The 16,835-nt window shown below is 66.7% G+C and carries 16 protein-coding genes and 1 riboswitch; of the genes, 11 read left to right on the top strand and 5 right to left on the bottom strand.

Features of this window, described 5'->3' with window-relative positions:
- The first annotated feature begins 81 nt into the window (after window positions 1–81).
- The 3 genes from NJD74_RS17345 to pnuC all read left to right on the top strand — a co-directional run bounded on the left by NJD74_RS17345 (window position 82) and on the right by pnuC (window position 4,180).
- Complete coding sequence (locus NJD74_RS17345; RefSeq protein WP_319624671.1) at window positions 82–1,218, top strand: phosphotransferase; 1,137 nt, start codon at window positions 82–84, stop codon at window positions 1,216–1,218.
- Between the two features lie 40 nt (window positions 1,219–1,258).
- Window positions 1,259–1,354, top strand: a riboswitch (TPP riboswitch).
- Between the two features lie 67 nt (window positions 1,355–1,421).
- The gene (locus tag NJD74_RS17340) at window positions 1,422–3,587 is read left to right on the top strand and encodes a TonB-dependent siderophore receptor (protein ID WP_319624670.1); all 2,166 of its coding nucleotides are present in this window, start codon (window positions 1,422–1,424) and stop codon (window positions 3,585–3,587) included.
- On the top strand, window positions 3,584–4,180 hold the full coding sequence (gene pnuC / locus NJD74_RS17335; protein WP_102789593.1) for a nicotinamide riboside transporter PnuC: 597 nt from the start codon (window positions 3,584–3,586) through the stop codon (window positions 4,178–4,180). Before NJD74_RS17340 ends, pnuC begins: the two co-directional genes overlap by 4 nt.
- 48 nt (window positions 4,181–4,228) lie before the next feature.
- Here pnuC and NJD74_RS17330 read toward each other — a convergent pair whose 3' ends face one another.
- The 4 genes from NJD74_RS17330 to NJD74_RS17315 form a co-directional block, all read right to left on the bottom strand.
- Window positions 4,229–6,283: a TonB-dependent receptor gene (locus tag NJD74_RS17330; RefSeq protein ID WP_083298710.1), complete on the bottom strand. Its 2,055-nt coding sequence runs from the start codon at window positions 6,281–6,283 to the stop codon at window positions 4,229–4,231.
- Between the two features lie 191 nt (window positions 6,284–6,474).
- Complete coding sequence (locus tag NJD74_RS17325) at window positions 6,475–7,404, bottom strand: hypothetical protein (RefSeq protein ID WP_319624669.1); 930 nt, start codon at window positions 7,402–7,404, stop codon at window positions 6,475–6,477.
- Window positions 7,405–7,450: 46 nt separating this feature from the next.
- Window positions 7,451–7,807 carry a VOC family protein gene (locus NJD74_RS17320; RefSeq protein WP_070470823.1) on the bottom strand — a complete coding sequence of 119 codons (357 nt, stop codon included), beginning with the start codon at window positions 7,805–7,807 and terminating at the stop codon, window positions 7,451–7,453.
- 10 nt (window positions 7,808–7,817) lie between these two features.
- On the bottom strand, window positions 7,818–8,195 hold the full coding sequence (locus tag NJD74_RS17315; protein ID WP_046272557.1) for an H-NS family nucleoid-associated regulatory protein: 378 nt from the start codon (window positions 8,193–8,195) through the stop codon (window positions 7,818–7,820).
- 269 nt (window positions 8,196–8,464) lie between these two features.
- On the opposite strand from NJD74_RS17315, the gene NJD74_RS17310 reads away from it, so the two are divergent.
- The 4 genes from NJD74_RS17310 (at window position 8,465) to NJD74_RS17295 (ending at window position 11,826) form a co-directional block, all read left to right on the top strand.
- On the top strand, window positions 8,465–8,797 hold the full coding sequence (locus NJD74_RS17310; RefSeq protein WP_235318858.1) for a glycine zipper 2TM domain-containing protein: 333 nt from the start codon (window positions 8,465–8,467) through the stop codon (window positions 8,795–8,797).
- Window positions 8,798–9,098: 301 nt separating this feature from the next.
- Window positions 9,099–10,373 (top strand): hypothetical protein, encoded by a 1,275-nt coding sequence (locus tag NJD74_RS17305; RefSeq protein ID WP_319624668.1) that lies wholly within the window; start codon window positions 9,099–9,101, stop codon window positions 10,371–10,373.
- A 346-nt stretch (window positions 10,374–10,719) separates the two neighbouring features.
- Window positions 10,720–10,989, top strand: coding sequence for a membrane protein (locus NJD74_RS17300; RefSeq protein ID WP_019185050.1), 270 nt, complete (start codon window positions 10,720–10,722; stop codon window positions 10,987–10,989).
- 156 nt (window positions 10,990–11,145) lie between these two features.
- Entirely contained in the window at window positions 11,146–11,826 is a 681-nt protein-coding gene (locus NJD74_RS17295; protein ID WP_102789618.1) for a L,D-transpeptidase, read from the top strand.
- Window positions 11,827–11,833: 7 nt separating this feature from the next.
- Here the strand turns inward: NJD74_RS17295 and NJD74_RS17290 are convergent, their stop codons facing one another.
- Window positions 11,834–13,318, bottom strand: coding sequence for an FAD-dependent oxidoreductase (locus NJD74_RS17290; RefSeq protein ID WP_102789596.1), 1,485 nt, complete (start codon window positions 13,316–13,318; stop codon window positions 11,834–11,836).
- 47 nt (window positions 13,319–13,365) lie between these two features.
- On the opposite strand from NJD74_RS17290, the gene NJD74_RS17285 reads away from it, so the two are divergent.
- The 4 genes from NJD74_RS17285 (at window position 13,366) to NJD74_RS17270 (ending at window position 16,831) form a co-directional block, all read left to right on the top strand.
- Window positions 13,366–13,851, top strand: a complete 486-nt coding sequence (locus NJD74_RS17285) for a MarR family winged helix-turn-helix transcriptional regulator (RefSeq protein ID WP_070470819.1) — start codon at window positions 13,366–13,368, stop codon at window positions 13,849–13,851.
- 70 nt (window positions 13,852–13,921) lie between these two features.
- Window positions 13,922–14,737 (top strand): trypsin-like serine protease, encoded by an 816-nt coding sequence (locus NJD74_RS17280; protein ID WP_319624667.1) that lies wholly within the window; start codon window positions 13,922–13,924, stop codon window positions 14,735–14,737.
- Between the two features lie 113 nt (window positions 14,738–14,850).
- Window positions 14,851–15,438, top strand: coding sequence for a hypothetical protein (locus NJD74_RS17275; RefSeq protein ID WP_319624666.1), 588 nt, complete (start codon window positions 14,851–14,853; stop codon window positions 15,436–15,438).
- A gap of 406 nt (window positions 15,439–15,844) precedes the next feature.
- Window positions 15,845–16,831: an MDR family oxidoreductase gene (locus tag NJD74_RS17270; protein WP_319624665.1), complete on the top strand. Its 987-nt coding sequence runs from the start codon at window positions 15,845–15,847 to the stop codon at window positions 16,829–16,831.
- Window positions 16,832–16,835 lie beyond the last annotated feature (4 nt).

Below are 16,835 nucleotides of genomic sequence, written 5' to 3'. Positions count from 1 at the left end.
TGCCGGGCCCGGCTTGCTATCCTCGCCGCGCCCACTGTCTGGTGACAGCGCGCACTTTGCCCGTCATCGACCCGTCATTCCATGAGCAACAGCACCCACCGCGTCCAAGGCCTCAACAACGATGAGGTGGCCGCCGACTGGCCCGCCATCACCGAACGCGAGGTCAGCTGGCTGCGCGAGCGCTTCGCATCGCTGGCCGGCGCTGGCCGGTTGCAGTGGCACAGCCCGCGGCCAATGTCCGCCGCCGCCATCGTCGAGACCGACGGGGAGCGGGTGTTCGTCAAGCGCCACCATGGCAGCGTCCGCACGGCAGCCAGCCTCGCCGAGGAGCATCGCTTCATCCAGCATCTGGCCGATCACGGCGTTCCGGTGGTCGAGGTGTTGCGTGACCGCGATGGCGCCACGGCAGTGGAGCACGAGGGTTGGACCTACGAGCTGCATCGCGTGGGCCAGGGCCAGGATCTGTACCGCGATGCACCTTCCTGGACGCCGCTGACCGATACCGCGCAGGCGCGCGAAGCCGGGCGGATGCTGGCCAAGCTGCACAGCGCGTCGGCCTGCTATCACGCGCCCCAGCGCAGCACCCATCTGCTGGTCGCACGGGATGATCTGATCCGTGCCGCCGACCCCATCGCCGCCATCCAGGCCGATCTTCCGGGTCGTCCCGGGTTGGCCGCCTATCTCGCGCGGCAGGACTGGCAGGGTGATCTGCGGCGGGCCGTTGCGCCGTGGCACGCCGGCCTGGTCGCGCGGCTGCAGGCCGAGCCGCGCCTGTGGGCACACAACGACTGGCATGTTTCCAATCTGCTCTGGCGCCAGCAAGGAGATGCCACCGTGGTCGATACCGTGCTTGATCTGGGTCTTGCCTCACCGACCAGTGCCTTGTTCGACCTTGCGACCGCCATCGAACGCAACGCCATTGCCTGGCTGGCGCTGGAAGGCGGCGAGGCGGCCGTGCGCGTGGATATCGCGCTGGCGCTGCTGGCCGGCTACCGCGAGATCGTGCCGCTGTCGGCCAAGCGCGTGCATCTGCTGGCTGATCTGCTGCCCATCGTGCAGCTCGATTTCGCGCTGTCGGAAGTGGAGTACTTCCAGGGCGTGACGCACTCGCCTGCCAATGCCGACGTGGCCTACCACACCTTCCTGCTGGGCCACGCTGACTGGTTCAGCAGCGCGGCCGGGCAGGGCCTGTTGAAGGCGCTGCACGCAGCCGCCTGAAGGGCGGGCTCGCAAATCCGTACCATTTGTAGTGAAATAGTCACAGAAGCGGGGGTGCCTGGCGAAACCAGGCTGAGAGAGTCCCTTGGAACCTGATCCGGTTTGCACCGGCGTAGGGAGCTTTGAGCAGCAGGCATACCGCCGTGATGGGTCGGTGCGCGTGCGCGCCTTCGCTTCGTCTCCTCCAGCTGATGACGAATCGAATGAACCGCTGCTTCCGCCCTACGTTGTTGTCCGCCGCCCTCTGCGCCGCGCTGCCCCTTCATGCCAATGAACTCGCCGAGGCGCCCGAGCGCTCGCCGACGGAACTGGCCGCCGTGCGCGTGCAGGCGCATCAGCCGGCAGCCACCGCCATGCAGACCGGCAGCTTCGGCGCCGGCGACTGGAAAAGCACGCCGGCCTCGGTGAACGTGCTCGATCGCGACCTGCTGGACAGCCGCCAGGTCCGGACGCTGTCCGAGCTGGCCAGCAATGATGCGTCGCTGGGCGACAGCTACGCGCCGGTTGGTTACTACCAGAACATCGCGATCCGCGGCTTCCCGCTGGATACCGGCACCGGCTACCGCTTCAACGGGCTGGCCATCACCGGTGAGCAGCGGCTGGCGCTGGAGAACATCCAGGCGGTGGAAATCCTCAAGGGCGAGGCCGGCCTCGCCGCCGGTGTGATGGCCCCGGGCGGCATCATCAACTACGTGGGCAAGCGCCCGGCCGAGGTCCGCACTGTCACCCTCGGCACCGACTCGGAAGGCTCGCGCTACACCGCCGTGGATCTGGGCCACTGGCTCTCGCCCCGTTTCGGCGTGCGCTTCAATGCCGCCTGGGAAGACAGCGATTCCTACATCGATCATGCCGACGGTCGCCGCAACTTCTATTCGCTGGCCACCGACTGGCTGATCGGCGAGCGCGGCAAACTGGAAGTGGATGCCAACTACCAGACCAGCGCGCAGCGCTCGGCCTCGGGCTATCAGCTGCTGGGGGCCACCGAGCTGCCGCGCGGCGTGGACCGCAAGCACCTGCTGGGGTATCAGGCCTGGCAGCGGCCGGTCGGCATCGACAGCACCAACCTGACCGCGCTGCATACCTTCGATTTCAGTCCGAACTGGCAGTCGCGCGTTTCCGCCAGCTATAGCCGCTCGGTGATCGACGACAATGTCGCCTTCGCCTACGGCTGTTACTACGCCGCCGGCTGTGCGGATGGCAGTGTGCCGGGCAACTACTTTGCGCCCAACGGCGATTACGACATCTACGATTACCGCAGCCCGGACGACACCCGCCGCAACCTGGAATTCCGTGGCGAGCTGCGTGGCAGTTTCGCCACCGGTGAGATCCGGCACGAGCTGAGTGTTGGCGCGGATCGGTTCGAGCGCACCGTGGACAAGCGCCGCAACGTCAACGAGTACGTCGGCACGGCCAACATCCATGATGCACAGGTGCCGCAGTTCGACCCGTCGCCGCTGATGCCGGGCCCGTCCGCGCGGCGCCTGGACAGCGCACAGACGGCGGTGTTCGCGCTGGACCGGATGAGCTTCGGCGATTGGCAGTGGTTGGCCGGTGGCCGCTTCGTGCGCCTGGACGAGCGTGCCTACGACAAGCGCGGCAATCCCGAGCGGCACAGCCGCCTGTCGCGCTTCCTGCCGCAGACCGCGCTGGTCTGGAAGGCGACCGATGAGATCAACGCCTATGTCAGTTACGTGCGCGGCATCTCGCTCGGTCAGGAAGCGCCGTTCTGGACCTCCAACGAAGGCACGTTCTTGCCTGCGGTGCTGTCGCGACAGACCGAAGTGGGCGTCAAGTACGTGCCCAGCGATACCCTGACGCTGGGGGCGGCGCTGTTCCGCACCTCCCAGCCGTTCCAGTACGCCAAGCCGGACGGCAGCGATGCGGGCTACACCTTCGTCCAGGAGGGGCAGCAGACCCATACCGGGCTGGAACTCACCGCACAGGGGCAGCTGACCGCGCGCCTGTCGCTGGCCGCCAGTGCGAGCGTCCTGCGGGCCCGCGCGCGCGATGCGGGCACGGCGGATTACGAGGGGCACCAGCTGATCAACGTGCCGAAGACGCGCGCGAGCGTGCATGCGGAGTACCAGCTGCCGTTCGTGACCGGCTTGGGGCTGACCGGCGGCTGGCGCTATGCCTCCTCCAACGTGGCCACCGCCGACGGCCGCGTCAGCGCACCGGCCTACAGCGTGTTCGACGCCGGGCTGCGCTTCAAACACCGCGTGGGTGAGCATCCGGTGACCTGGAACCTCTCGGTGGACAACCTGTTCAACCGTTTCTACTGGCGTGACACCGGCAGCAGCTCGGGCGACTACTACCTGTTCCCGGGCGCGCCCCGTCAGGCTCGGCTGTCGGTCACCTTCGCGCTATGAACCCGGCCATCCTGGAATGGTCGGCCGCCATCGTCAGCATGCTGGGCGTGTGGCTGATGACGCGCCGGGTCCCCCTTGCCTGGCCGGTGGGGCTGATCTCGGTCGCGCTGTATGCACTGGTCTTTGTCGAGGCCAGGCTGTACTCGGACACGCTGCTGCAGATCGTGTTCGGTGGTTTCCTGGTGTACGGCTGGGTGCGCTGGCGTGGCCAGGTCGAGGACGATGGGCGGGTCGCGATCGTGCCGTTGGCGCGGGTCGCCCTGTGGCGTGATCTGTCCATCGGCGTGGTGTTCGGCCTCGCCCTCGGCGCGGCGATGCATGTCTACACCAACGCTGCGCTGCCGTGGCTGGATGCGATGCTGGCCGCGCTGAGCCTGGTCGCCCAGTGGTGGCAGGCACGGCGGCATACGGCCGCGTGGTGGCTGTGGATCCTGGTCGACGTCGTCTACGTTGGCATGTACATGGTCAAGTCACTGCACGTGACGGCCGTGCTGTATCTGGTGTTCGTCGGCCTGGCCGTGATGGGGTTGCGAGCATGGACGGTGGCGCGCAACGATGCGCTGCTCCACAACGCAGAAGGGCGGCGCGGTTAAGTCCGCGCCGCCCTTCGTTGCTTCAGGTCTGCGCTCGACCCGGCGCGGTCAGAACCGCGCCGTGGCCCCCACGAAGAACGTACGTGCGCCGCCATCGTAGTTGTTGCCTTCCTCGATGGTGGAGACATCGCCGAGGTTGAGCACGCCCGCGCGCACGGTCAGGTGCTCGTTGACGTCGTAGCCGGTGACCAGATCCCAGGTGGTGTACGCCTTGGCGAAGGTGGCGCTGGTGGAGGACACCAGCTGTTCGCCGATGTGCTGCGCGCTCAGGTTGAGCGACCAGGCATCGGTGACCTGCCAGTCCAGCGAGGTGTTGGCGGTCAGCTTGGGCACCACCAGCAGGCTCGCACCGGTGGTGCGGTTCTTCGACTCCAGCATGCGCGTGGCATTGGTGATCCAGTTCAGTCGCTCATGCAGGGGCACGGTGACGCTGGCTTCGACGCCGCGGGTGCGGGCCTTCTGGATGTTCTGCGCGACCGTCCACCAGAACCCGTTGACGAAGCTGGTGGTCTGGCCCGGAATCTCGCGCAGCGGAACCTGCTGGATCTTGTCATCGAAATCGGTCAGGAAGTAGGTGGCCGAGGCAGACCAGCCGTTCTTGTCGAAGCCCACGCCCAGCTCGTAGTTGGTGCTGGTTTCCGGTTCCAGGTTCGGATTGCCGGCCATGTAGCAGCCGGTGGTGCCATCGGCGCTGACCGAGCGATTGGTCCAGCCTTCGGCGGTCAGGGCAGTGCAGCCGTTGCCACCGGACTGCGTCGCCGCGCCGGCCGTGCCCTGCTTCAGCGTCGGTGCACGGAAGCCCTGCGAGACACCGCCACGCACGGTCCAGTCATCGGACGGGTGCCAGACGCCGTAAACGCGTGGGCTGAGGTTGTCGTCGTAGTTGTCGGTGTTGTCCCAGCGCAGGCCCACGGTCAAGATGAAACGCTCGTGCAGCGTGATGTGGTCTTCAGCGAACAGCGCCCAGGAATCGGCTTCACTGACCGGGCTGATCCGGCCCGTGCCGGTCCAGGTCACCGGCACCGTCCCGATGGTATCGCCGTTCTTGAGCTCCTCGCGCTTCCACTGGCCGCCCACGTTCAAGCTCTGCTCGAACCCCCAATGGAAGCTGCGGGTGAACGCGGTATCGAACACCGTCTCCTTGGAGTGGTTGCCGACAGCGCTGCCCTTGTCTTCGTAATCGTTCTGCACCAGCGTCGTCTTGGACGTGGCGGCATCGCCGTAGCGACCATCGTGCATGACCACATAGCCGGTCTGCACCAGCTTGGACAGGCCCCAGGCGCCGACGTCACCAGCGCCGCTGTTTCGCTGCTCGCCGCGCGAGGCTTCGAAGCCCACGGTGTGGTCATCGTTGATGCGCCAGTTGAGCAGGGCATTGGCGTTCTCGGCCTTGTTGCCCGGCGTCTGCCGCCGCCCGGTGTCCGATTCCCGATTGGTCACGTTGGCACCGACGCGCAGGCCCAGATTCTCGGTCAGCGGGCCACTGAACAGCGCGCCCATCTGGGTGGTGTCACCGCGGGTCGGGGAATCCGGCTTGCTGTAGTTGTAGGTGACCGAGCCACCCCATTCGTTGGCGATCTTGCGGGTGATGATGTTGATCACGCCGCCCATCGCGTCCGAGCCGTACAGCGAGGACATCGGCCCGCGGACCACCTCGATGCGCTCGATCATGTCCGGCGAGAGCCAGTTCAGATCCTGCGGACCCAGGTCATCGCGGTAGTTCACGCCGGAGGAATTGCCCTGGCGGCGGCCATCGATGAGGATCAACGTGTACTGCTCGGGCAGGCCGCGCAGGCGGATCTTGGACTGCGCGCCGGACAGCGCATAGCCACCGGTCACGCCGGGAACGGTGCTCAGCAGCTGGCCGATGCTGCTGACCGGCTTGCGTTCGATCTCCTCGCGGGTGATCACGCTGATGCTGGCCGGGGCGTCCTTGATCCACTGCTGGGCGCCGGTGGCGGTGACCACGACCGTATCCATCTGGCGGGGCGAGGAGGCGGCGTCCGCCGAAGCATCGGCATGCGCCTGGGCGGTCAGCACCAGGCCAATGGCAACGGCCAGCGTGGCGGCGGGACGACGGGGAGAGGGGGAGGGGTGCGACATCGCGAAAATACTCCGTGGCTATGGGAGCCCGCTGGCGATGGCTGGGGACGTCCGTGTGGGGGTTTCAAGAAATCTTAACAATCGTATCACGAACCATTCGCATTTGAAATGTAGTGATACATCTCCACGGCATCGGATGTCGTTAGCGTTGCGCGCTGTCTATCACAGGAAAACCATCCCGGCCGAGCGAATCACTCCACCAGGGTCAATTGCCGGGAAAAGCTCGGCCGCAATGCCAGCTTGTGGGTAACGCTGGTGATCGTGCGGCGCGGATCGGTCGGATGCGGCCGGGAGGCGGTGCTGCTCCTGCCTTGGCGCCACAACCCGAACATCACGATCTCCGCCCCTACCGGGAAGGACTTCAGCCACGTGGCATCGGGGTGCCCGACGCTGACTTCGTAGAAATCCCGGCGGTCGGTCACGCCGGTGTGCTGATACTTCGGGGCACAATTGAGGAAGGTGACGCCATGGGGGTCACCGGGCTGCGGCGTACGATGTGACCGCACGGTTCCGAGCAGTGCCATCGGCAGCTCGCTCGAGGCGGCGCCAAGCCGCTCCCATGCCGCGTCGTAGCGCTCCTGCCGGTAGAGGAAATTCGTCCAGTCCACCCGCTTCTTGCCCAGGCGCAGGGTCAGCTGCGGGGCCAGCAGCGTGTCGTCCTCGCACATCGCCTGCAGCGTGAGCAGGTCGGAGAGGGTGCGCAGGTAACCGTCCAGCGGTGCGTCTGCCGGCAGCAGCGCCGGGCCCGAACTGCCGCGTTTCAGGGCGTGTTGGAGGATGAGCAGGCGAAGCTCGTGCGTCCCATCATCCAGGGTCGTCAGAAACTCGGGATCGGCTCCGGCGGCAAGCAGGGCCTGCAGATGGGCGGGCGCGTTGTAGCGACACCCGGGCAGATGCCCGGTGCCTTTGTTCAAGGCGAGGTAGGCGGGCAAATGGAGGGGCGGGGCGCGGTCCACGCCGGGCCTCCTGTGCTCGGGAACGAATCTCACCGGCACGTTGCACCCATCGCACAGCAGCGTTGGCAGGGTCTGTTGCGCGTCATGACGCTTCTGCAGGTCGCCCACCCGGTGCAGGGTGCCGTGCGTGCCCACTGCCTTGCGCATCTTGATTCCGCGACTCATCTGCAACCACTGCTTCGTTCAATGGCGAGCATCATAGTCGCTTCGATCAGTGACCCTGCGTGGCGAAGCGCAGCCGGTTGTGGTCCGGGTCGATCACCATCATTTCGCGCCCGCCCCATGGCACATCTGCCGGCGGTCGGAAGACCGGCGCGCCGGCCGCAACGAACGCGGCATGCAATGCGTCCACGTCAGGCACATGAAAATACACGGCGCCCCCCGGCTCGCAATCGCCGGTGTGTTCGCTGAGGAACATCTGCTGGCCCTCACGGCTGATCTGCACGAACAGCGGCATGTCCGGTGCGAAGCGATGTTCCCAGTCGATCACGAACCCGAGCCGCTGGTAGAACGGCACGCTGATCGCGGCATCGGTCATGCGCAGTTGCGGAATGACGGTCTGGGGCATGCGTGCGGCCTCAGCCAGGATAGGACGGGAAGCGCTGATCGGGGTGGGTCTTCTTCCATTCGGTATGCGCGACCGTGCCTTCCCAGGACAGGAAAGCATTTGGCACGCGCCCGCGGCCCGACCAGGTGGCGCCGCTATGCGGCAACCAGAAACGGGGCGGCAGATCTTCCTTCGGGGCCTTGGCGACCTTGGGGGCCTTCTCGCGCCTGGCCGCAGGCGCGGTGTCCAACAGCGCCCGGATCCGGCGCTGCTGCTCGGGGCTGAAATCGGCATAGCTGGTGGTCAGCAGCACAGTGACCCGCTCATAGGCCTCTTTGGTCGCCGCCTTGAGCAGCGCCTGCTCGTCCAGTCCCGACCGCGCGACCGCCGCTGCCAGGCGGGTATTCATCGTTGCTGCGGAGGGGGCGGTGGAAGGCGTACGGGGCATGGGATTCCAGGGAGGAGGGGCTGACGGAGGGCACCATAACAAATGCGTACGTGAAGCGGCCGATGGCGTAACACGCCCTGCCCACGAAACCTGAACAGGGGGTTGGTTCATCCGTGGGTACGCAATGTTCCGGCAACCTTCGGCGACCAGATTCGATTAAACACCGTTCCCCAGGAGCAACCCACCATGATCACCTCGACCTTTTCAGCTTCCGCGGCCTGGCCCTGGCAGTGGCGTTGACCGCTGGCGTGACCGCGGCAGGCAATGCGGATGCAATGTCGCGCAAGGACAAGAACACGCTGGTCGGCGCCGTCGTGGGCGGCGTAGCCGGGCACGTGCTGTCCAACGGTGATCCGCTGATGACCGCCGGCGGAGCAGTGGCCGGTGGTGCCATCGGCAACGTGACCACCAAGGACCGTCGCGACAACCGCAATGATCGCTACGACCGTGATCGTCGCTATGACCGTGGCCACCGGTACGAGCGCACCAGCCATCACGATCGCCGCCATGACCAGCGTCGCTGGAACCAGGACCGCCGCAACCACAATCGCGGCTGGCGCTGATCCCCAGGGTATCGCCCGGGCCCGGCGCGCCAAGCCTGCGTATCCAGCGCCTGGGCGCCCGCTGGGTGGCCGCGCAGCGCGCGCCATGAGATAGCGCGCCAGCGGCACGTCATGACATCGCGGGCTGGCGTGGGTTACCGTCCGGATCTGACGCAGCGCGGGTGCTGTCAGGGAGAGGCCGGAGATGAGGGCAGGGAAGTCCACAGCAGAACGAGCGGGGCAGCAGCGGCACCTTCCTCGGCGACACAGCGTTGCTGCCGCCGTTGCAGCCAGCGTCGCCGGTCTCTGGCTGATGCCATGCATGGCTGCAGCCCAGCGTCCGCCGGTGGGCGTGGAGGAGGCGCTGACCCGCATCGCCACCGTGGCGGACGCACCCGCCTCCACGCAGGCCGCACAGGCGCTGTGGCGCATGCCGCTGGACGCGCCGGTTATCGTGCATGACCGCGCCTCCGGGAGCAGTTGGCGCAGAGACTCCGCCACAGGGCCCGCGCTGCCTGTCGTACTGCGGAATGACCAGCCGCCCGCCAACACCTGCATCACGATCGATGGCGCCCCTGCCGTCCTGCTGCTTCTGCCGCTTCCCGGCGACCGGGACGGATTGGCGACGCTGTTCTGGCACGAGCAGTGGCACTGCGTGCAGGCGGCCCTCGGTCTGCCTGCCACCGAGGGCGACACCGCACACCTGGATGGGGAAGCCGGTCGCACGGCGTTGCGGCTGGAGATGCGCGCGCTGGCGCAGGCACTTTCCACGCGCGACGAGCACCAAGCGCGCCAGCATGCGGTAGCAGCGCTGGGCTACAGGGCTCTGCGTGCGGTTGCCGCGGCACCGCCGACGCGCGCGCTGGAGGAAGAAGCCAAGGTAGAGCGCAATGAAGGCCTGGCCGAGTACTCGGGACGCGCGATCGCTGCGGCCACCCACGGTGGCGATGCGACAGCTGCCGCCGTAGATGCACTCGCCAAGGCGGATGCGTCGCAGAGTTTCGTGCGTTCGGCGGCGTACGTGACCGGGCCCGCGTACGGACTGCTGCTCGACCGTTGGTCGCCAGCGTGGCGCCGCGGGTTGTCTGCCGGCACGACGTTGCCTGCGCTGCTGGCGGATGCGCTGGGCGTCACATGGCGTGGGGCCGGCATCGCACAGAACGGTGCCGGCTATGGCGCCGATGAGGTGCGTACAGAGGAACGCGAGCGAGCAAAAGAGCGGGAGCGACGCAGTGCCGGCTATCGCGAGCGTTTCCTCGGCAACGATGCGATTCGTCTGCCCCTGCGCAACCCGTCGATCTCCTTCGATCCCCGCTCGCTGTTCCCGCTCGATGATGCCGGGACGGTCTATACGCCGCTGACGGTGCGGGATGAGTGGGGCGAGTTGACGGCAGTATCCGGGGGGCTTCTGTCCAGGGATTGGGCGTTGCTCAGCGTGAGCGGCGGCGTAGTGGACGGCGCGGGTTCCAGATGGACGGGACCAGGCTGGACGATCGTACTCCGCGAAGGATGGCGCCTGGAGCGGGGCGGCGACGGGTGGGGTTTGACGAAGGGGTGGGGATCGGGCGTGGGCGATCCGGGCGACGCGGGTGAGTGACGTTGCCTGACAGCCGATCGCGAACGTCCCCGCGGCGAGGCAGGCCGTGCGCGTGCCGTTGGCAACGCCGGATTGCGTGACAGTCACGACGACCACGCGGTGTTGGCGGCTCTGCTGGAAAAGCCGGCAGGGGATGCGTGCGGAGCAGCGGCGTGGCCTTGCCTTTGCCATGTTGTCGCACCTGAAACGCGTTGCGATGGACGCGCAGGTCAACGGCGAACCCTGATCGGAAGCGTTCAGTTTCTTCACGTTCCGTCTACGTCTTTCGGCTTCAACTGAACCCCGGTCATGGCTCTGGCGATGAGGCCGCTATCGTCCGAACACCCCATACGAAGGAGGCAGTGCAATGTTCCTGACAAAACAGCAACTGACAACGGCACGTACGCTGACAGTGGCGTTGATCGCGACTGTGGGCCTGAGTGCCTGCGCTACGTATAAAGACGAGTTCGCCACCATCAACTCCCGCCTGGATCAACTCGACACGAAGGTGCAGGGCGCCGCCCAGAGTGCCGAGTCGGCCAACCAGTCGGCGCAGCAGGCCAACCAGCGTCTGGATCAGATCGAAGGTCGCGTCCAGCAGCTCGAACAGGCGCCCCGCCGCAAGCCGCGCGGTTGATCGCTGCTGCACCGTTTGTGTGCAACGTCTGAATCGGCGACCGGTGGCCTGTGCAGGCCACTGGTCTCCGTTGGTCGTGCAATGTCCTTTGCAAGGAAGTGTCCCATCCGTACGCACTCATCTCCTGCCGTCCTGGCCCTTCGCGGGGCGCTGACCCTGGCGCTGGCGTTCGCGAGCATTGGCGTGGCCAATGCCGACGAGGCTGTCGCGAAACCGACCGCCGCCGTCGATGAACTTCCGCCGGGCCAGGAAGTCTCCAACACCGTGATTGACCTGGCCGGCTGGGTTGTCGCCACCAAGGACAGTCAGGGCTATCCGTTCGCCATCATGGACAAGGCCGCTGCGCAGATCCTGGTCTTCGACGGCGAAGGCAAACTTCGCGGCGCCGCCCCGGGGCTGTTCGGCTCGGCCACCGGCGACCATATCGCGCCCGGCATCGCCGGACTCGCCCTTCGCGAAATTCCAGGCCGGGATCGCACGACGCCCGCCGGGCGCTTCGTGGGGGGCTTTGGGCCGTCCATCGACGCGGGCCGCGTCCTGTGGGTCGACTACGATTCCGCCGTCTCCATCCACCCCACAGCGACAGGTGTCCCGAAAGAGCGACGGGCCGAGCGCCTGGCATCGGCGTCACCGGACGACAATCGCGTCACCCATGGCTGCATCAATGTCTCGCCGGCGTTCTACGCGCAGATCATTGAATCCACGTTCCAGCGGGGCGGGGTGTTTTACGTGCTGCCCGACAAGGCATCGATAGCCGAGACCTTCCCGGAGTTCGCGAAGAGTCGCGAGGCGACCCAGGGCGATGAGGGAGCCCGCGCGGGTCCCGCCGGCAAGTAATGCGTCGTCACGGCGCATGGCGTTCAAAATGCGCCAGCAGCGCCGCCAGGTGCGGCGTGTCGACGACAGCGGCGACGTAGCCGTCGGGCCGGATCAGCAGCCAGTCGCCCGGTTGCACGCCATAGGCTTCGACGAAGTGCCCCTCCGCATCGCGCAGGTCGCCAGCCGGGCCGATGACGTGGACGCGCAACCCCGCACGGGAGGGGGCGTTGGACCGATCACAGGCGTAGCCCAGCAACGTCCAATGCGTTCCGCGCAGCACCTCGAACAGGCGCACGCGCTGTCCACCCGCGCCCTGCAGCGGCGCATCCGGCGCCCGGTTGCCCGGCGCAATGCGTCCGCTGCGGGCCTCGGCAGGCAGCGTGAGTGACGATTCAGCATAGGCGAGATCGAGCTGCTGGACGTCGCGCCCACGGCGGTTGTCGCCGCGCTGGGCTTGGGCGAGCAGCGTCGTGGCAAGCCCGAGCATCGAGGCTGCAATGGGGCGGCGCTCTTGCTCGTAGGTATCCAGCAGGGCCTGCGGCGCACCCTTCAACACCGCCGCCAGTTTCCAACCGAGGTTGTAGGCGTCCTGCGCGCTGGTGTTCAGGCCCTGGCCGCCCGTGGGCGGATGCGTGTGGGCGGCGTCGCCGATGAGGAACACGCGGCCGTTGCGGTACCGGTCGGCCAATCGCGCGTTCATCCGGTACGCCGAGGCCCAACAGACATCGAGCACCGCGAGATCATTGCGGCCGGTACGCACGCGCACCATGTCCGCCAGCCCGTCGACGGAAAGGTCCACGTCACCGTCGAGCGGTACGGGGGCCTGCAGCTGGAACAGCGCCGTTCCCATCAGCGGGCACAGCGAGATCCGCCGCTGCGGGTCGTCTTCGTTGAAGTTGTGCCAGGCATCGCGCGGCAGACCGTGCAGCACGATGTCGGCCACCACCGCTCGCACGCCCAGTGTTTTGCCCGGGAAGCCGATGTCCAGTGCCTGGCGTACGAAACTCCGACCGCCGTCCGCGCCGACCAGGTAGCGCGTGCGCACGGTCTGCTCGCCCGTTGGCGTGGCAAGGCGGACGCTTACGCCGTTGGCGTCCTGTTCCAACCCGATCACTGCGTGCCCGAACTCGACCCGGTGGCCCAGCTCGGCGAGGCGATCGCGCATCACGGCCTCGGTCAGGAACTGCGGCACCATCAGCGGCCGCCGATAGGGTTCGGCCGGTGTTGCCGGGGCGGCCTCGATGACCGCGGCGTCCGTGCAGGTGCCATCGGCATGGTGCGACCGCGAGACTGGATAGAGGCCGCCGGCGGCGAACAGTCTGTCGACGATGCCCATGTCCTCGAAAATTTCCTGGCTGCGCGGCTGGATGCCCTTGCCACGTGAGCCATGGAAGGGCTGTTCCCGCTGCTCCACCAGGCGGAATGCCACGCCGCGGCGGGCCAGTTCGATGGCCAGGGTGAGGCCGGCGGCGCCGGCACCGCAGATCACTACATCAAGGGTGTCGCCCATCATTCCGCTCCAGGTGTGTGTAATATGCACTTACTAGGAGGGATGCTATGCCGGTGAAAAAGAAGGTGCAAGATACACATAATTCGGCCGAGCTAAGGTCGCTTCACCTCTCCATGGTCAGCCTCGCCAGCGTGATGAATCGGCCGCGCAACGATGAGCGGCTCATCCAGGAGGCCGGGGTGACGCTGGACCAGGCCCTGTTCCGCCTGCTGGTGGTGATCGAGCGGGTTGGGCCGATCGGGGTGGTTGAGCTGGCCGATCGGCTGGGCCGCGACTACACCACCATCAGCCGGCAGGTCGCGAAGCTGGCGGCGATGGAGCTGGTTACGCGTCGTGGCAACCCGCAGGACCGCCGTATCCGGGAGGCGACCATCGCGCCGAAGGGCAAGGAGATGACCGATCGGCTGGACGCCGCACGCGAGCGGATCGGCCGTGAGATCTTCGCCGCGTGGCCCGCGCAGGAGGTATCGGAGCTGGTCCGTTTGATGGCACAGTTCGCCAGCGCGCTGGAAGCCCGTGAGCGGGAGCCGTAACGACGCAGCGCAGACTTCAGGCCACCGCCCGTCGCTTGGACGCCCCTGTCAGATCCTCAAGGCATCACACGTGAAAGGATTCCTGCTTCTCGCCCTGCTCACGGTCGCGTCCTCGACCGCCCACGCCATCGTCATCCGCCACGACGTGGACGATGCGCGGTACCGCGTTCCCGCCACCGAGTTTCCCGCCCTCGTGGATATGCCCGGCGAAGGCCACGGTGCGCTGATCGCACCGCAGTGGGTGCTCACCGCCGCGCACACGCTGCCGATGCATGCCGACCTCAAGCAGGTGGTGATCAACGGAAGTGCCCGGGACGTCGAGCGCGTCGTCACCCATCCCGGCTATCGCACGCTGCCGCAGACGTTGATCGACCAGGCCATGGCCAGTGGCGAGGCGATGCTGATCGTGGTGTTTCTGGCCTCGGGCGATGATGTTGCCCTGATCAAGTTGAAGACGCCCGTCACCGACGTCGCGCCTGTTGTGCTTTACAGCGGCAGCGACGAGGCCGGCCAGATCGCGAAAATCCTGGGGAAGGGCGCGACGGGTACCGGTGCTACCGGGCACTCTCCCAATGGCCCCAACCGCACCGACCTTCGCCGCGCATTCAACCGGATCACCAGTGCCTACGACCGCTGGCTCTGCTATGTCTTCGATGCACCACCAGAATCGCTGCCGCTCGAGGGTGCGCTGGGCAACGGTGACAGCGGTGGCCCCGTGCTCGTCGAGCACGATGGCCAGTGGCTGCTGGCAGGGCAGGGGTCGTGGAAAGTCGTCCAGGGCAATGTGCTGACGGCCCGGCCCGGGCGCTATGGGCAGGTGACCTGCAATGTGCGCGTGAGTCACTATCGGGACTGGATTCAACGTGTGATGGCCGGGCAGCCTTAGATGGCGTTGGAAGAGGGTACCTGGCCGACCAGGTATCACCGCGTGGCGCAAGGTCAGCGGCGATGCCAGGGCTATGATCCAAGGAAGGACATCAGCAAAGGAGCACCACGCACATGGACGTTGTAGAACCGCTGGAGGTGCTTCGCACGTCCGTACGCCGCCTCACTCTGTTGACTACCGCCCTTGGACTGCTTGTTGCAGCCCTGGCGGTGGCAGTCATCGCATTGTCGATGGCGCCGCGCGGAACACTCACCGTTGATGAACTCCGTGCCCATCGCATCGTTGTGCTGGATGACCAAGGCGTAATGCGTGTTGAGGTGGGCCAGGATGCAGTTGATGCCGGAAGGCGATCGCGCACGGCCGGTGTGTGGCTGTACGACGCCAAAGGCGATGAACGCGGTGGGATGGCAACCCACGAAGATGGCCTGGTAGCTCTTGCCTTCGATGCCCCGGTGGGGAAGGGCGAGGATCACCTGCGTGATCGCCTGAGCCTGCGCGTGAATGCCGACGGTGCTTCCCAGGTACTGCTCACGGACAACCTGACCCGCGGCATTGTCGGTCTTCTGTCCGACGGTACAGGCAACGGCGGGGTGGAGACGTATCGCTGGGACATGGATGCCAAGCTCATCCACCGCCGTTACATCACGTTCGATCAGGACGAGCGGCAGCAGCGCCCGTTGGGTGAGCCGCTGGCGCAATAGGCCGTCATCGCTCATGCCCACGCAGCGCCGCGTGCTCGACCGGGATCGAGAGCTGCTGGCTCACCTCGGATCGAGCAGGCGCCGGGCGTCCCCCGGCGCCTGCGTCATGCTTTGCGGTCAGCCCGCCTGACCCAACCGTACCTTCAGCTGATCGATCTCCGCCTTGCTGACGCCGATGGATTTCAAGTAGCCTTCGGCACCGCCGTACTGCTGATGCAGGTCACCAGGAACAGCTCCATGTTCTCCGGTGTGGTGCCCGACATGCCGGCCATCTTCCTGCCGATCTACGGGCGGAGCCCCTGCTCTGTACTGTGGAGTGATCCCAGCGGTTTAACGCCACGGTACGGCCAGGTGCGCACACTGGTCCGGTCTGCACTGTCCCTCATGCACCGCAACCGGAGATCCCATGACCTTCAACGCCCTCCTTGCCACCAAGACCGGCGATGCCATCAGCGCCGGTGTCGTCCAGCTGACCGAGCAGGACCTGATGCCCGGCGACGTCACCGTGGCCGTGGAGTACTCCACGGTGAACTACAAGGATGCCCTCGCGCTGAGCGGTCGCTCACCGGTGATCCGTACCTTCCCGTTGATCCCCGGTATCGATCTGGCCGGTGTGGTCGAGACCTCCAGCCATCCCGGTTACACCGCTGGTGACCGTGTGCTGGTCAACGGTTGGGGGTTGAGCCAGACCCACCACGGCGGCTATGCGCAGAAGGCATGCGTGCCCGGCGAGTGGCTGGTGAAGATCCCCGAGGCGTTCACCAGCCGCGATGCGATGGCAATCGGTACGGCCGGCTACACCGCGATGCTGTCGGTGCTGGCGCTGGAGCATGGCGGTGTATCACCGGACCAGGGGGACATCCTGGTGACCGGTGCCAACGGCGGTGCCGGCTCCATCGCCATCGCGCTGCTGTCCACGCTTGGCTATCGAGTGGTGGCATCGACCGGCCGGCTGGAGGAGTCCGCCTACCTCAAGGGACTGGGCGCCGCCGAGATTCTTGACCGCGCGACGCTGTCCGAGCCGGGCGCGCCGATCGCCAAGGAACGCTGGGCCGGTGCTATCGACGCGGTGGGCAGCCATACGCTGGCCAACGTGCTGGCGCAGACCCGCTATCGCGGCGTGGTCGCCGCCTTCGGATTGGCCCAGGGGGCCGATCTGCCGGGTTCCGTGCTGCCCTTCATTCTGCGCAATGTGACCCTGGCCGGTATCGATTCGGTGAACGCGCCGTATTCCGCACGCGAACAGGCGTGGACGCGCCTGGCGGCGAATCTGGATCTGGGCAAGCTCGCCCGCACCACGCAGATGATCAGTCTTGCCGAGGTGCCGGCGCTGGCCGGCCAGGTGCTGCAGGGGCGGGTGCAGGGCCGCACCGTGGTCGACGTCAACGCCTGAGGCG

The sequence above is a fragment of the Stenotrophomonas sp. RG-453 genome, from assembly GCF_033843685.1.
Taxonomy (GTDB): domain Bacteria; phylum Pseudomonadota; class Gammaproteobacteria; order Xanthomonadales; family Xanthomonadaceae; genus Stenotrophomonas; species Stenotrophomonas bentonitica_A.
The sequence above is the reverse complement of the archived record's forward strand: the minus strand, read 5'-3'. Positions and strand labels throughout refer to the sequence as shown.

Excerpts from the sequence above, each read along its gene's own strand:
- NJD74_RS17345 (WP_319624671.1), top strand. The coding sequence starts at position 82 with ATGAGCAACAGCACCCACCGCGTCCAAGGCCTCAACAACGATGAGGTG.
- NJD74_RS17340 (WP_319624670.1), top strand. The coding sequence starts at position 1,422 with ATGAACCGCTGCTTCCGCCCTACGTTGTTGTCCGCCGCCCTCTGCGCC.
- pnuC (WP_102789593.1), top strand. The coding sequence starts at position 3,584 with ATGAACCCGGCCATCCTGGAATGGTCGGCCGCCATCGTCAGCATGCTG.
- NJD74_RS17330 (WP_083298710.1), bottom strand. The coding sequence starts at position 6,283 with ATGTCGCACCCCTCCCCCTCTCCCCGTCGTCCCGCCGCCACGCTGGCC.
- NJD74_RS17325 (WP_319624669.1), bottom strand. The coding sequence starts at position 7,404 with ATGAGTCGCGGAATCAAGATGCGCAAGGCAGTGGGCACGCACGGCACC.
- NJD74_RS17320 (WP_070470823.1), bottom strand. The coding sequence starts at position 7,807 with ATGCCCCAGACCGTCATTCCGCAACTGCGCATGACCGATGCCGCGATC.
- NJD74_RS17315 (WP_046272557.1), bottom strand. The coding sequence starts at position 8,195 with ATGAATACCCGCCTGGCAGCGGCGGTCGCGCGGTCGGGACTGGACGAG.
- NJD74_RS17305 (WP_319624668.1), top strand. The coding sequence starts at position 9,099 with ATGGCTGCAGCCCAGCGTCCGCCGGTGGGCGTGGAGGAGGCGCTGACC.
- NJD74_RS17300 (WP_019185050.1), top strand. The coding sequence starts at position 10,720 with ATGTTCCTGACAAAACAGCAACTGACAACGGCACGTACGCTGACAGTG.
- NJD74_RS17290 (WP_102789596.1), bottom strand. The coding sequence starts at position 13,318 with ATGGGCGACACCCTTGATGTAGTGATCTGCGGTGCCGGCGCCGCCGGC.
- NJD74_RS17285 (WP_070470819.1), top strand. The coding sequence starts at position 13,366 with ATGCCGGTGAAAAAGAAGGTGCAAGATACACATAATTCGGCCGAGCTA.
- NJD74_RS17275 (WP_319624666.1), top strand. The coding sequence starts at position 14,851 with ATGGACGTTGTAGAACCGCTGGAGGTGCTTCGCACGTCCGTACGCCGC.
- NJD74_RS17270 (WP_319624665.1), top strand. The coding sequence starts at position 15,845 with ATGACCTTCAACGCCCTCCTTGCCACCAAGACCGGCGATGCCATCAGC.